This is a genomic window from Streptomyces sp. NBC_00005 (assembly GCF_045160215.1).
GTDB lineage: Bacteria > Actinomycetota > Actinomycetes > Streptomycetales > Streptomycetaceae > Streptomyces.
Map to the genome: position 1 here is coordinate 7,383,962 of NZ_CP108316.1, position 13,684 is coordinate 7,397,645.

Sequence of the window (13,684 nt, forward strand, 5' to 3'; positions counted from 1 at the left end):
CCACCACATGGCCGCGCCCCCTATGTCTTTCGCGCGTGCAGCAGCAGGATCGAGGCAAGTGACGGTCTTGAGCAGGCCAGCCGGTCGAGGGGGCGCAGGGGGCGGGGTACGCCGTGGAAGGGCGCGCCTTTCAGGTCCACGACCTCGAAGCCGGACGCGGCGACGAACTCCCGTAGCGCGCGGGCGGTGTAGAGCCGCAGATGTCCTACGACCTCCTTCCCCGGCCGGCCGTGGATGGCCCGCAGGCTGACCTCGGAGAAGACGGGCTGCACGCCCGCCAGCAGCAGGGCGCGGTTGTACCAGGCGGCCAGGTTCGGGGTGGAGAGCATGAGGTGACCTCCCGGGCGCAGGACCCGCCGGATCTCGTCGAGCGCGGTATCCGGGTCGACGAGGTGCTCGACGACCTCGCTGAACAGCACGGCGTCGGCGCAGGCGGTCCTGAACGGCAGCCCGCCCCCGGTGAGTTCGCCGCGCACTGCGTACGACAGGTGGGTACGGGCCCGGGTCAGGGCGTCCTGCGACCAGTCCATGCCGACGATGCGGTGGCCGGGGAGCAGCGGGGCCGCGGTGGCGGCCGCGGTTCCGTCCCCGCAGCCGATGTCGAGGACGGTGCGCGGTGTGCCCGTGGCCGGGCCGAGGGCGGCGGCCAGCATGCGGGCCTGGCGGAGGCTGCGGGGGGTGCCGGAGGCGACGGGGACGGCGGGGTCCTCGTAGAAGTCGCGGAGGTCGGGGTGGCGCACCGGGGCGGTGGTCATGGGGTCACCTCCGTGGAGTGCAGGTAGTGCTCGAACAGGTCCCGCAGGTGGGCGCCGTCGCCGTGGCTGAGCAGGGCGCGGGACCAGCGCAGGGCGAGGTGGAGGCGGCCCGCGGTGGAGGCGGTGGTGACGGTGAGGCCGCGGGGCATGCGGGCGGGCGCCGAGAACCAGACCGCGTGCGCACGGCCCGCCTCCACGCCGAAGTCCAGGGGGTAGGGGACGCGGCCGATGTTGCTGAGCAGGGTCGTCGACGTCCAGGGCCCGGCGGCTCTGCGCAGCCCCCGGGTGAGGGCCGCGCGCCAGGCCACGGGGGTGACGGGGGCGGTCAGGACGGCGGCTCCGTGGCCGAGTTGGGGGCGGGGGAGGGCCTTGAGGGCGCGGGTGCGGGTTGCCGTGCGGCGGAGGAGGGCGGGCATGTCGGTGGGGCCGTGCGCGTCCAAGTCCTCGGGGGAGAAGGGGACTTCGACCAGGCGGGTGCCGTTGCCGATGGGCATGGTGGCGTCCCGGGGGCGGTCGTCCACGGGCATGGTGATGCGCAGGGGGCGCGGGTGGGCGCCGTGTTCCCTGTTCCAGTGGGTGATGGTGAGGGCGGTGGTGACCATGAGCTGGTCGTTCACCGTGTAGGGGGAGCCCTTCGGGCGGTGCGGGAGGGGGAGGTCGGTGACGAGCATGCCGTTGCCGGGGGAGGGTTCGGGGGTGCCGGGGGCGACGCGGGCGGGTGGGGACCAGTTGGAGGGGGTGTCGACGGGGTCCTGGGGAGCGTCGGGCGGGCGTACGGGGGGTGCCGCGGGGGAGTTGTCCCGGCCGCCGTAGATCTCGGCGGCGGTGGCCAGGACGCGGAGGCAGGCGGGGCCGTCGAGGGCGGTGTGGTTGATGGTGAGGAAGAGGACGGTGCCTTTGGAGCGATGCGGTTCGGGAGCGTGGCGCCGGGACGGCACGCCCACCGCGTCCGTCGCCTCGCTGCCTTCCGCCGGCCCTGCTCCTTCCACCACCTCCAGCCGTATCGGCGGGGAAAGGGACAGCGGTGGAGCCTTCGTCAGGGCCCGTGTCCTCGCGTCCCGCAACGCGCACCGCCCCGCCTGCGGGAAGCTGACGACCTCCACGTCCGGCTCGGACGTCAGTTCCCACTCGTAGCGGCGCCGGTACCAGTGGCCGGAGGCCTCGCGCATCAGGATGCGGGGGTGGCGGCGCAGGGCCGACACGAACGCCGTGCGGAGGCGGTCGCGGTCGAGGCGTCCCGGGAGGTGGACCTCGATGTGGACCGTCTCCGGCTCCGCCTCCTGCAGGCAGTGCCGGGAGACCTCGTCCACCACGGGGAACGGGATGCGGGCGGGCGGCCGGGTCGGGCCGTCGGCGCGTGCGGGGTGCTCGAGTGCGGTCATACGGGTCAGCCCCTCCCCCTGTTGTCGTCGGGCTCCTGCGTCCCCTCGGGCGGGGTGGGCCGGAGCCTGGGTTTGCGGTACGGGATCGGGACGGTCGGCGAGTCGGGTACGGGCCTGCCGGGTCCGCGGACCGAGACGGTCGGTCCGGAGTCCGGGCGGGGCAATGGGGCGGCCGTCTCGGACTTCCCCTCGGTCGCCGGGGGTCCGCTCCGGCCCCGGCGCCGTTGCGGCAGTGTCCGCGTCGGTGCTTCGGAGCCGGGCGGCGGCGCAGGCCCGGTCGCGGGTGGCAGCAGTGCCGTCGCTCCCGGTCCCTCGTCCGGCTCCCGTACGCTCACCACGCCCGCGAACAGGCCGATCAGCGCCAGGAGTTGGGCCGTGTGTCCGAACGCCCCCTCGCCCGCGCCCACCGGTTTCCCGGCCCCCGTCGCCGCCGCGATCCCGGCGCCGGCGAGGGCCACGAACGCGACCGGCACGAGCACCGCGTGCCGCCGGTACGCCAGCAGGGCCAGCGCGGGCACCAGCAGCGCGAACCACCCGGCGATCAGCACACCGACCACCGTCAGCACCACCGTGCCGAGCCACAGACCGGGCAGCGGTGCCACCGGCTGCGGCGTGTCGGGGTTCGGTGCGCGGCGGCGCCACACGACGAGGCCCACCAGGACCACCAGCCCCGCCGCGCCGCCGATCAGCCCGCCCTCGTACGTCGTCGCGGGTTGGTACGACAGCTTGACCGCGCCGCCCGCGCCGGCCGGGATCCGCCAGCCCTGCTGCCAGCCGTCGAGGCGGACGGGGGTGAGTTCCTTGCCGCCCAGGGTGGCCTTCCAGCCGTCGTTGTAGTTCTCGTATGTGGTCAGGTACATGGCCGCACCGGAGCCGACGGTCACCTCGCGGCGGTCGCCCAGCCAGTCCCGAATCGTCAGCTGACGGTTCGCGGTGGTGGGCTCCGTGACCGTGCCGCGGGTCAGCGTCACGTCCGTCAGGGTGAGTGGTCCGGCGTCCCCGGCCTCGACGCGGTGAGTGCCCGCCGTCAGCTGCAACTCGGTGTCGGCACGCCCTTGTTGACAGAGCGTCACATTCACCGCCCGCCGCTCGGTCAGGTCCTGTACCGTCCCTTTGACGCTCGTCGGGTACAGCTTGCCGTCCACCGCCACGTCCGGCCCCTGCCCGCACGGCAGCGAGAACGTCCGGGTGCTCCTCGGCTGCGGAGTGCGGTACTGGTCCAGTGCCGGGATGTACGCCTCGGTCAGGCCCACGGGCAGTTGCAGGTCCTCGTCGGCGACCGGGTTGTGCAGGGTCAGTGGCGCGGTCCGGGTGATCGTGATGTCCAGGCGGTCGGTGGTGATCGGGTCGAAGCGGACCACGCCGTTCTCGTCGACACCGGCGATGGTCGAGCCGCCCGGGGAGCTGATGTCCACCTGGGCCGGGCGGGACGACAGCCCGCCCGCCGGGGCCAACACCACTTCCCCGATGGGCTGTTTGCCGTTCCAGCGCAGATGGATCGTGGGCCGGTCGCCCGCGATCCACGCCGTCGTCAGGTCGCCGTCGGTGAGGTTGCGCGCCGACAGACCCGCACCGAGGGCGGCCGTCGAGTCGGCGGTCGCGACGATGCGGTTCTGCTGGTCGGGGGCGACCTCGTAGAGCAGCTTGTCGAGCTCCTCGCCGGCCACCGGCACCGCGCTCGCCTTCACGTCGTACGTCCCCGCCGCGGCCGTGGAGAAGCGCCGGTGCAGACCGGCCTCGGTGCCCGTCGGGGAGAGGCCGGTGGGGTCGGCGGTGCGGTGCAGGGAGATCAGCGAGGCGGCGGCGTCGGAGGAGTCGGCATCCGTCGGCAGCCGCAGCAGACGGGTCACCTGCACCTGCGGCAGGTCGACCTCGGAGAAGCCCGCGCCGGTGAGGCCCGCGCGGCGGGACACCGAGTCGACGATCGTCAGCTTCATCCAACTCGTCGCGCCCGCAGGTGCCTTGATGCTCTGCGTCTGTCCGTTCGGGCGCAGGAAACTGGTCCTCGTCCCCTTCTCCGTCTGCACCCGCACCTTCGTCGCCGCCGACCGTACGCTCTCCTGCGGCAGAGGGGTCACCTCGAACGAGGACGGCATGTCGTACCGGTCAGTGAAGCCGATGCGCAGCCACTGCCCGTCCGGGGAGCCGGGTGCGCCCTCCGCCCAGGAGGTGTTCGGGTTGCCGTCGAAGGCGTTCACCGGGTCGTACTGCGGGAGGTAGAAGAGCCAGTTGCCGCTGGAGGACGCCGTCACCGAGCGGGCGCCGCGCAGCTGGGCCACCGTCTGGTGGTCGAGGCCCTTGGTCGGCAGGATCTGGTGCGGTTTCTCTCCCGCGTCCTGCGCGGCGTCCGGTGCGTTGCGTTCCGAACCGGTGTAGGTGTACGACGTGTTGGCGTCGACCAGCCCGAACCGGGTGTCCGCACGGCGCAGTCCGTCGCCGACCACCTGGAGGGACGGGGATCCGAGCCCCGGGTGGTTGTCGCCGGTCAGCACGGTCGCCCGGCCGCGCAGCTCGGACGCAAGCGGGAGCAGCGACTCGGGTCCGCCGGAGACGACGGCGGCGCTGGCGACCGGCAGCAGATGGGCCTGGCCCGGCCTCGGCACGTCCTTGTCGGCGGGCTCGTAGATCTCCACCGCCCGCTGCCGCGGGTACAGGCCCTCCACCTGCAGCGGGGCGTCCTGGGCGATCCGGCCGCCGGTCATGACCGGCCCGAAGCCCCTCACCCGCACATAGCCGGACTGCTCCAGCGTCCGCTTCACCGTGGTGGTCGGTACGGAGCCGATCTGGTCGGGGTCGAGGTCGTTGCGGACGGCGACGTAGTAGACGCCGGCGCGGCTCAAGTAGTCGGCGAGGCCCGGGACTTCGCTCCCGGAGGTCAGGGCGTCCTCGACCGCGTCCATGGCGCGCCGGTTGCCGGGGGTGCCGAAGGGGACGTAATCCCGTTGCGCCCAGCGGGACTTGGCGAGGACATCGAGAGGCTGGTCGATGGGGGAGCCCCAGGTGTAGATGCCGTGGGCGGTCGCCGGGACGACCAGGGTGCGCGAGTCGGGGGAGTACTTCTCCAGCCAGTTCGCCGTCGCCGACCAGTACTTGGGGAGCTCCTGGAAGGAACCCGGGTTGAGGATCGAGCCGTTGAGGTACGGCCACATGAGGCCGGGCAGGATCAGGACCGCCGCGACCAGCGGGGCGAGACGGCGGCCGCGCACCGGGCGGGCGCCGCGCGCCTCGGCGGCCACGCCCACCAGATGGGCGAGGCCGAGGACCAGTGCAAGGGCCAGTCCCGTCTGGAACTTGTAGATGTTGCGGAAGGGGACGAGGCCGCCGTTCAGCCAGTCCTGCACGACCCCGTGGAAGGGAGCGCCGAACGCGCCGCCGTACCCGGCGAGCAGGACCAGCACAACCGAGATCACGGTCAGCACCAGCCACCGCCGCTCGGGCATGTCCCGTCTGGCCAGCCCCGCCAGGCCCAGCCCGGCCGCCAGCGCCGAGCAGACGATCACGATCACCGACGAGGCGACCGTCCAGCCCGCCGGCAGCCACGCCTCGCCGAAGTGCAGATAGGCGACCCAGTTGCCGCTTCCGCGCAGCGCCTCCGTCGCCGACATGGTGGCCGTCGTGGTCTGCGAAGTCTCCACGTACGGAAGGAAGTTCTCGCCGTAGACGCCGAGCATCAGCAGCGGAATCCACCACCAGGCCGCCGCCACGATCACGCCCGGCACCCACCAGGCGATCAGCTTGCGCTGCCGCGGTCCCGGCGGACGGGACAGGAAATACAGCCCGACCGGCAGCAACGACGCCAGAGTCGACGCCCCGTTGACGCCGCCCATGAAGGGGACGATCAGCGCCGAGCGCAGGGCCGCGACCCGTGCCGTGTACCGCTCGTTGGTCAGGGGCAGCAGCACCCAGGGCAGGAACGCGCCGGGCAGCGCGGCGGCCGACGTGGACCCGACGACGATGGTGAACACCGGCCACAGCGCGTACGCGACGCCCGCCAGCAGCCGCGACCCGCCGCTGCCGACGCGCAGCCGCTCGGCCAGCCGCAGCGCACCCCAGAAGGCGACGGACACGATCAACGACATCCACAGCCGCTCGGCCAGCCACACCGGCAGCTGCACGGCATGCGCCAGCCAGTAGAACGGCAGCATCGGCCACAGATAACCGGCGTACTGGTCCTGGATCCCGCCGAAGCTGCCCTGGTCGTGCCACAGCTGCCCCAGGTCGGAGAAGAACGCCCCGGGGTCGACCGTCACACCCAACTTCGTGTCGAAGGTCTGCCGGCCGGGGTGCACCGCCAGGAACAGCACGAACACCACGGCCCAGAAACCCACCAGCCAGCGCCGCGACCGCGGGCCCTCCGGCGGACCCGAGGTGGCCGCGGTGGTGGGGACGGCTGCCGGAGGAGGGGCCTGGACCGTGGTCGTCATGGGGGACACCGCCGGAGAATGAGGAGAAGGTTCCAGGTGGCCACCTCGCGTATCCCCGGCGCTTTCACGACGGTTTCCGCGAGGAAGGGCCAGTAGCGGGAGCGCGCCGAGACGACCGTGACGTCGTCGCGGGCACGCACCTGCCGCAGGGTCGCGCCGATGTGCACGGCGAAGAGGTTCTCGCCGAGGGTGTGCTTGGCGGGCTTTCCGGTACGGCGGCGGTAGCGGGCGCGGGCCCGCTCGGCACCGAAGTAGTGCCAGGGCGCCCACTCGTGACCGCCCCACGGGGACAGCCAGTTGGTGAACGACACATAGATCAGCCCGCCGGGCCGGGTCACCCGCGCCAGCTCGCTCAGGAACGTCTGCGGATCGGCCACATGCTCCAGCACGTTGGACGAGAAGGTCACGTCGGCGACCCCGTCCGACAACGGCAGCAGATAACCGTCCGCGATCACGGCCGAGTCGGGCGGCTTCTCCCCCAACTCCCGTACATCGGGCTCGAAGAGATAGGCATGCGCTCCACGCCGCCGAAACTCCTCGCTGAAGTACCCACTGCCACCACCGACGTCGACGACGGTCCGCCCGGAGACGGGCCCGCCGTAGGCCTCGACCTGATCGGCCGCATCCCGGGCAAGCAACTGATAGCAGCTCTCCGGATCATCCTGCTCATGCAGAAAGGCACGGAAGAGAGCGAGGGACCGACGAAAAGAGGGATCCTTCATCCGCCGGTCCACCGTGGCGCCCTTGAAGGGGCGCGGGGCTGTGACCTGTGCGGCTGAGCCGCGTGGGCGCGACCAGCCACGAACGACCGGCAGCCGAGAGACGGCCTTACTGACGCGGCGCATGCTTCGGCTCACCCCCGCCGGAGGCGTGCCTCACCGCCTCAGCGGCAACCGCCCGGAACTGTCTCACCGTCCGATGCCATCGATAACGCGCCGCACGGTCCCGAGCCGCCTTGCCCATCGCCTCCCGCCGCCGCCCGGACAGGGCCAGCGTGCACCAGGCAGCCGCGAACGAGGACTCCCCGTGCGCCAGCACACCGGTCTCCCCGTCGACGACGGAATCCCGCAGCCCGGGCACGTCGAAGGCGACCGTAGGCGTCTGTCGGGTGGCCGCCTCGGTGACGACGAGACCCCACCCCTCCACGGCGGACGGATGCAGCAGCAACCAGGCCGCGCACAGCAGCCGGTGCTTCTCCGCCTCGGAGACGTGTCCGGCGAACTCCACGCCGGGCCCGGCGAGTTGCTCCAGCCGCTCCCGCTCGGGACCGTCACCGACGATCACCAACCGGCCGCCGGTGACCGGCCGCACCCGCTCCCAGAGTCTGAGCAGCAGATCGATCCGCTTGTACTCGACGAGTCTGCCCACCGCCACGAACAGCGGCTCGGGCGACCGGTCGGCGCGCGGGCCGGGTTCCTCGACCCCGTTGTGCACCACGCGGATACGGTCCCGTTCGACGCCGATCGCGCGCAGGGCATGGGCCGTCGAGGGGGAGACGGCGACCAGCAGACTCCGGTGCTGGGCACCGGTCAGTGCCCACTGCTCGAGTCTTCGGCCGATCCGCGCGGCCGGCATGAGGGGGCCGCCGAACCGCATCTTCCACAGGTCGGAGTGGACGTGGTTGACCAGGCACAGGGTGGGGCCGCGGTGCCAGAGGGGTGCCAGGTACGGCATGCCGTTGCAGACCTCGACCAGCAGATCGGTCTCGCCGACCTGACGGGCGAAGGCGGAGCGGGCGCGCAGGTAGTGGCCGAACTCGCCGCCGGCCGACACGACCCGGTAGTCCCGGAAGGCCGCCGGGCCGCCGCAGATGAGCGTCACCTGGTGGCCGAGGTCGGTCAGCCCCTCGGCGAGCCGGTCGACCAGCAGCTCGGAGCCGCCGGCGGCCGGATTGTCCAGATCACGATGGGCAAGGAAAACGATTCGGCGCGGTTGTGGGGGGAGCGCCGAGGGGTGCTGCGGCGCCCAGAAGTGTGCGGTGCGCAGCGGGGATGGCACGTGCTGGGGCATGGGTGCTCCAACTCGTCTCAGGGTGCGGAACTCAGTAGTTGATTTCTGGACTTGCTGTGGGGGGACTGAGCTCTTCATGGGCGGGGGGTGTGGACGGGTTGTGCTCGGGTGGGGTTGGACAGTTTTCGCCCAGCCGTTCGCCACGGCTACTCACCGAGATGACAATTTCCGGCTTTATTAGAACTGACGTCATGTCACTTCGTGAGCTGCGCTTGGGGCGTTCCCGTCGGTATGGGGGTGTTTCCGTCCTCGTACCACCAAAACGCCCCCCGCCGCCGTCAGAACGAATCCGGCCACACCGGCTCCGATCGGCAACGTCTGCCCCACCATGCGCAGTTGGCCGCTCTCCTTTTTCGCCAGTTTCACCTGGGCCTTTTGCGTCGCGGTGGTGAACCCCAGTTTCCGGCTGTCGAGAAGCACCACCGCGTCCTTCTTCGCGCCGGGTGCGCGCAGGGTGCGGCGCGGGCCGACCTGCGCGTAGAGGACCCGGCCGGTGCGCTGGTCGACGACCAGCTCGATGCCGTGGTTGGAGTACCACTCCTCGGCCAGGACCTGCGGTTTGTTCTTCTGGCCGACGATCGTGCCCGGCACCAGGCGGGTCCCGATCTTCGTCGGGGCGACAGTGCCGGTGAACCGGTAACCCGTGTACCCCTGGACCTTCTTGGTACCCGCGTAGTGCAGCACGATCGTGTCGCCGAGCGAGTTGTCCCACCAGGTGTAGGAGCGTTTGTGCACGTCGAAGGGGAACTTGAGATAGGCGTCTCCCTCGAAGTACGGGTTCTCCTTGCAGCAGTGCACCGGCTGGTTGGTGTGCCGGTTCGTCACCCACCGGTTCAGGAAGAACTCCAGCGCGTCGTGCGGATCGGCGGCCGGCAGCGACTTGTCCGTGTCGACCGTCGTCGTCACGTCCCACACCGCCCGCCCGCTCTTCTCGCTGTCCGCGACGTTGCCGCGCACCTTCTGGGTGACCGTGATCCGCTTGTCGTGCACGGTCTCGATCTCGTCGGTGTCGAAGTAGCTGCCGGTGCCGGAGTAGACGGCGGTCGTGTCGATGTCGATCGGATTCACGGCGGCCCGCGGCTCGACGTACCAGACCAGCATCGGCGCCAGGACCAGCAAAAACGTGCCGAGTCCCAGCAGAATCAAGGAAAGGGGGGAGGCTGTACGGCGCATCCGGGCACTCCAGGGGGAGGGATGACGGAGTTCGGGCCGCTCTATGGGCCGGGAACCGTAGGCTGCTCTTGACGGGGTGTCAATGCTTGTCGAGACTGGGCCGACGGGCAGGGGTGGGATGCCGGGGTGGGGACGACCTCCGGACAGAGAGGCTGACCCTGCGATGTCCAGACTGCTTGCCGCAGCGCTCACCGTCGTGGCCGCCGCGGCACTCGCCGTCGGTGCCGCCCTCGGTATCGTCGCGCTGCTCGACGCGACACCCGACCAGCCGAACACGCCATTGATCACGTACGAGCAAGCCGGGCAAGGGAGTTGACCGGTGACGCCAGCCCACTCGCCGGCCGTCACCACCCGCTCGGCCTGGCACGACGTCCCCCGCCTGCAGGTCCGCCGGTTCGCCGCCCTCGCGATGGCCGAGGCACCCGAGCTCGCCGAGGAGATCCTGCGGGAGATCCGCCGCGAGTACCCGCACCTGCCCGTCGTCCTCGACGAGTCGGGCGAGCCGATGGCCCTGGTCGGCATCCGCCGGGCCATCGAGGTCTTCGTCCAGCACCTGGAACAGTCGGAGGGCCGGCCGTCCGTGCCGCCGGGCGTCTTCCAGGAGTTCGGCCGCGGCGAAGGCCTGCACGGACGCTCCCTCGACTCCCTCCAGGCGATCTACCGCATGGGCGTACGCCTGGCCTGGCGCCGTTTCGCCGACATCGGCCAGCGGGTCGAGATCCCGCCGCCCGCGATGTACGAGCTCGTCGACGCGGGTTACGAGTATCTCGACGGCCTGGTCGACCAGTCGGTGCGCGGTTACGCGGAGGCGGCGGCGCGACAGGCCGGGGAGCGGCTCAGGCTCCAGCGCAGGCTGATGGAACTGCTCCTGGCCGAGCACCACCGGGGCGACCCGGCCGACGCGCTCACCGAACGGGCCGCCCGGGTCGGCTGGCCGCTCCCGCGCAAGGTCGCCGTCGGCGTGCTGCTGCGCCCCGCCCGGGAGGCGGTGGCACCCGCGGTGGGGCAGGGGGTGCTGCTCGACATGGAGTACGAGCAGCCCCGCATGGTCGTCCCCGAACCGGACGCCGCCGGCCGCCCCGAATTACTGCACCGGGCGCTGACCGGCTGGTCCGGGGCGATCGGACCGCCCGTACCGCTGCCGGACGCGGGGAAGTCGCTGCGCTGGGCCGAGGCGGCCGTACGCCTGATGGAACGCGGGCTGCTGCCCGCCGGAGACGTCCTGTACTGCACGGAGCACACGGAAGCCCTGGTGCTGCTGCAGCCGGAGGAGCTGATCGACGACCTGGCCCTGCGCTGCCTGGCGCCCCTGACCCACAGCGGGCCGACGCACAGGCGGCGGCTTGCGGAAACGTTACTGGCGTGGCTGGAGACGCGGGGCGGGGCGCCGGAGGTGGCCGCACGGCTCGGGGTTCATCCACAGACGGTGCGCTACCGCCTGCGGCAGATCCGGGAGCTGTGGGGCGACGAGATCGACGACCCCGACCGCCGCTTCGAGCTGGAACTGGTGCTCAGGGCACAGAGGTTGAGGGGGGTGTTGGGGGAGGCGAGGAGTCAGAGGCCGTAGCGGCTCTTCATGTGCCGCCAGAAGTCACGCAGCATCCACTGGTCGAACTCGGTGATCTGCGTGGCGCTGCCGGCGTTCATGAGGAAGCAGCACTGGCCGGTCGGGGTCCAGTCGTAGAAGTCGTCGAGGCCGAAGGTGTGCCCGACCTCGTGGAGATAGATGTGGATGTTCTCCTGGGCCAGGGCGCCGGTGAAGTACTCCTGCCCGACCCGCTGCCCCCAGTCGCCGCCGGCCCCGCCCTGGAAGCCCTTGGTCAGCCACAGCGACTGGTCGTAGTGGTGCGCGACCCCGCCCGGGCACTGCGAGTAGTTGCCGTCCTGGTGGAAGAAGCGTCCGCAGCCGGGTGCGCACTGCGGGGAGCCGCCGCTGTCCAGGTTCCCGGCGTAGACGTCGACGGAGTTGTCGCTCCACTGGAGGGTCGATCGGTCCTTGACCGCCCAGCCGACGATGTTGACCGGCACGGTGGTGTACGGCCAGGCGTTGGTGCCCGTGCCGTTGTCCAGCATGGCGGTCATCCACTGGGCGAACTGCTTCTTCAGCGCGGCGTGGATCCGGTCGCGCAGGGTGGTGCTGACGGGGGCGTCCGAGTCCCAGCGGACGCAGTAGTTGACGCTCCCCTTGTTGGCCATGATCTGGTCCCAGCCGTAGTTGCGGAAGCCGTAGAGGTCGGGGTAGGTCGACTCGACGTGGTTCCACACCTCGTTCAGCGGCTGTACGAGGTTGGCCGGCGGGTTCCAGGTGTCGGCGGCCTGCGCCGGGGACGCCGTCGTGACGGGTAGCGCCAGTACCGCCAGCAGGGCGGCGAGGACGGTGACGACACGCGCGATGCGGGTGCGCATGGGTGAACTCCCTTCGTGGGGGCGGGATTTCACCTAGAGGTTGCCGCCGGGGCGCGGGAGGTTGCTGCGTCCGCGTCACTTTGAGCGCTGGGTGCGCCACGCTTCGTAATGGTCCAGGAGGGTCTCCTCGACCGGCCGGTAGCCGATCCCCAACTCCCGCACGCTGCGGCTGTTGTCGACCTCGAAGCGGATGCCGAGGTGCTTGCGGATGTAGTCCTGGGTCAGCCCGAAGGCGGGGCCGAGGACGCGAACGGGCCAGTGGGGGAGGCGAGTTCGCGGCAGCCGCAGATCCCTCGGGTAGCGGGTACGGATGATGCGGGCCATCTCGTGGAAGGACGTCATCGTCGCGGCCGCGAGGATGTAGCGCCCCTGTGCGTCCGGCTTCTCGGCGGCGGCGATGTGCGCGTCGGCCACGTCCCGGACGTCGACCGTGGTGAAGCTGAAGTCGGGGGCGCCGTAGATGAAGTAGCCCTTGAAGAGCTCTTCGAGGAGGAAGAGACTGCCGGACTCGGAGGCGGGGGTCAGGGAGGGGCCGAGCACCAGCCCCGGATTGACGGAGACCATGCGCCAGCGCCCCTGCGCCTTCTCCGCGTCCCAAGCGGCCTGCTCCGCAACGGTCTTGGCGTAGTGGTACGGGTTGTTCCCGACGGTACTGGTGGTGTTGAAGTACGCCTCGCCCAACACCTGGCCCTTCATGTCGAGTACGTCGGCGTAGTCACCGAAGATCGCCCCCACGGTGGAGGTGAAGACGAACTTCAGGACGGTGGGCGTCCGTTCCACACTCCCGATCACGTTCCGCGTCCCGGCGAGCGCGGGCTCCACCATGTCCCGCTGCCCGTCCTTGATCTTCTCCGGCATGAAGAAGGGCGAGGCCACATGGAAGACGACCTCGCACCCCTTCAACGCCTCGTCGAAGGACCCGTCGACGAGCAGATCGGCCTCGAACAGCTCGAGCCGCCCGGGGAAGCGGTCCTGCATCTCTTTCAGGGGCTGCACCTTCACGGCGTTGGCGGTGCTGCGCACGGTGGTGCGCACGGAGTACCCGCGCTCCAGCAACCGCCGCACCAGATGACAACCGACGAACCCGCTGCCCCCGGTCACCAGAACGTTCACGCGTGTACTCCGATCTCGTCCGCTCAGTCCTCGGCTCGGCCTCGACTTCGACTCCCGCTCCGACCCCGGTCCCGGTCCGGGCCCCGGCCTCTTCCTTGTCGGGCCGCCGGGGAGCCGGGATGGCCTCGAGGGCGGCTGGGCAGTTTCAACCGCTTCGGCCGTCTCAGCCGCTTCCGCCGCGTCGGCAGCCTCGGCCGCGTCATCCTCGATGTCCACCCCGAAGTCCGTCGCCAGGCCGGCCAGACCGGCCTCGTAGCCCTGCCCGACGGCGCGGAACTTCCACTAAGAAACGCACGGCCGGATGCCGCGGGACCCCTCCCGCCCCGGCCGTCCTCCCGCGTGCGACATGATGTGACGTGTCGCACATGGGGGACAGTAGTACCACAGGGGTGGCGAGGTGGACCGGGCAGAACCATTGCCC

At 71.1% G+C, this 13,684-nt stretch carries 10 protein-coding genes; 2 read left to right on the top strand and 8 right to left on the bottom strand.

Going from position 1 to position 13,684, the window contains the following annotated elements; translation table 11 throughout:
* Nucleotides 1–20: 20 nt before the first annotated feature.
* The 6 genes from OG303_RS33835 to OG303_RS33860 all read right to left on the bottom strand — a co-directional run bounded on the left by OG303_RS33835 (nucleotide 21) and on the right by OG303_RS33860 (nucleotide 9,744).
* On the bottom strand, nucleotides 21–755 hold the full coding sequence (locus OG303_RS33835; RefSeq protein WP_405873206.1) for a methyltransferase domain-containing protein: 735 nt from the start codon (nucleotides 753–755) through the stop codon (nucleotides 21–23).
* Nucleotides 752–2,137, bottom strand: a complete 1,386-nt coding sequence (locus tag OG303_RS33840) for a condensation protein (protein WP_405873207.1) — start codon at nucleotides 2,135–2,137, stop codon at nucleotides 752–754. The genes OG303_RS33835 and OG303_RS33840 overlap by 4 nt, the downstream gene beginning before the upstream one ends.
* Nucleotides 2,138–2,142: 5 nt before the next feature.
* On the bottom strand, nucleotides 2,143–6,561 hold the full coding sequence (locus OG303_RS33845) for an alpha-(1->3)-arabinofuranosyltransferase (protein ID WP_405873208.1): 4,419 nt from the start codon (nucleotides 6,559–6,561) through the stop codon (nucleotides 2,143–2,145).
* Nucleotides 6,558–7,283 carry a class I SAM-dependent methyltransferase gene (locus OG303_RS33850; RefSeq protein ID WP_405873209.1) on the bottom strand — a complete coding sequence of 242 codons (726 nt, stop codon included), beginning with the start codon at nucleotides 7,281–7,283 and terminating at the stop codon, nucleotides 6,558–6,560. The genes OG303_RS33845 and OG303_RS33850 overlap by 4 nt, the downstream gene beginning before the upstream one ends.
* Nucleotides 7,284–7,389: 106 nt before the next feature.
* Entirely contained in the window at nucleotides 7,390–8,571 is a 1,182-nt protein-coding gene (locus OG303_RS33855; protein WP_405873211.1) for a glycosyltransferase family 4 protein, read from the bottom strand.
* Between the two features lie 189 nt (nucleotides 8,572–8,760).
* Complete coding sequence (locus tag OG303_RS33860) at nucleotides 8,761–9,744, bottom strand: DUF3068 domain-containing protein (RefSeq protein ID WP_405873212.1); 984 nt, start codon at nucleotides 9,742–9,744, stop codon at nucleotides 8,761–8,763.
* A 163-nt stretch (nucleotides 9,745–9,907) separates the two neighbouring features.
* Here OG303_RS33860 and OG303_RS33865 point away from each other — a divergent pair, with 163 nt between their 5' ends.
* Nucleotides 9,908–10,060 (top strand): hypothetical protein, encoded by a 153-nt coding sequence (locus OG303_RS33865; protein ID WP_174267325.1) that lies wholly within the window; start codon nucleotides 9,908–9,910, stop codon nucleotides 10,058–10,060.
* Nucleotides 10,061–10,063: 3 nt separating this feature from the next.
* Nucleotides 10,064–11,311 (top strand): PucR family transcriptional regulator, encoded by a 1,248-nt coding sequence (locus tag OG303_RS33870; protein ID WP_405873213.1) that lies wholly within the window; start codon nucleotides 10,064–10,066, stop codon nucleotides 11,309–11,311.
* Here the strand turns inward: OG303_RS33870 and OG303_RS33875 are convergent.
* Together OG303_RS33875 and OG303_RS33880 are read right to left on the bottom strand one after the other, a co-directional pair.
* The gene (locus OG303_RS33875; protein WP_405873215.1) at nucleotides 11,299–12,150 is read right to left on the bottom strand and encodes a hypothetical protein; all 852 of its coding nucleotides are present in this window, start codon (nucleotides 12,148–12,150) and stop codon (nucleotides 11,299–11,301) included. The genes OG303_RS33870 and OG303_RS33875 overlap by 13 nt on opposite strands.
* A 75-nt stretch (nucleotides 12,151–12,225) precedes the next feature.
* A complete protein-coding gene (locus OG303_RS33880) occupies nucleotides 12,226–13,263 on the bottom strand; it encodes an NAD-dependent epimerase/dehydratase family protein (protein ID WP_405873217.1) in 1,038 nt (345 codons plus the stop codon).
* Between the last annotated feature and the right edge of the window lie 421 nt (nucleotides 13,264–13,684).

Coding starts and splice junctions, on each gene's coding strand:
- OG303_RS33835 (WP_405873206.1), bottom strand. CDS start 755: ATGACCACCGCCCCGGTGCGCCACCCCGACCTCCGCGACTTCTACGAG.
- OG303_RS33840 (WP_405873207.1), bottom strand. CDS start 2,137: ATGACCGCACTCGAGCACCCCGCACGCGCCGACGGCCCGACCCGGCCG.
- OG303_RS33845 (WP_405873208.1), bottom strand. CDS start 6,561: ATGACGACCACGGTCCAGGCCCCTCCTCCGGCAGCCGTCCCCACCACC.
- OG303_RS33850 (WP_405873209.1), bottom strand. CDS start 7,283: ATGAAGGATCCCTCTTTTCGTCGGTCCCTCGCTCTCTTCCGTGCCTTT.
- OG303_RS33855 (WP_405873211.1), bottom strand. CDS start 8,571: ATGCCCCAGCACGTGCCATCCCCGCTGCGCACCGCACACTTCTGGGCG.
- OG303_RS33860 (WP_405873212.1), bottom strand. CDS start 9,744: ATGCGCCGTACAGCCTCCCCCCTTTCCTTGATTCTGCTGGGACTCGGC.
- OG303_RS33865 (WP_174267325.1), top strand. CDS start 9,908: ATGTCCAGACTGCTTGCCGCAGCGCTCACCGTCGTGGCCGCCGCGGCA.
- OG303_RS33875 (WP_405873215.1), bottom strand. CDS start 12,150: ATGCGCACCCGCATCGCGCGTGTCGTCACCGTCCTCGCCGCCCTGCTG.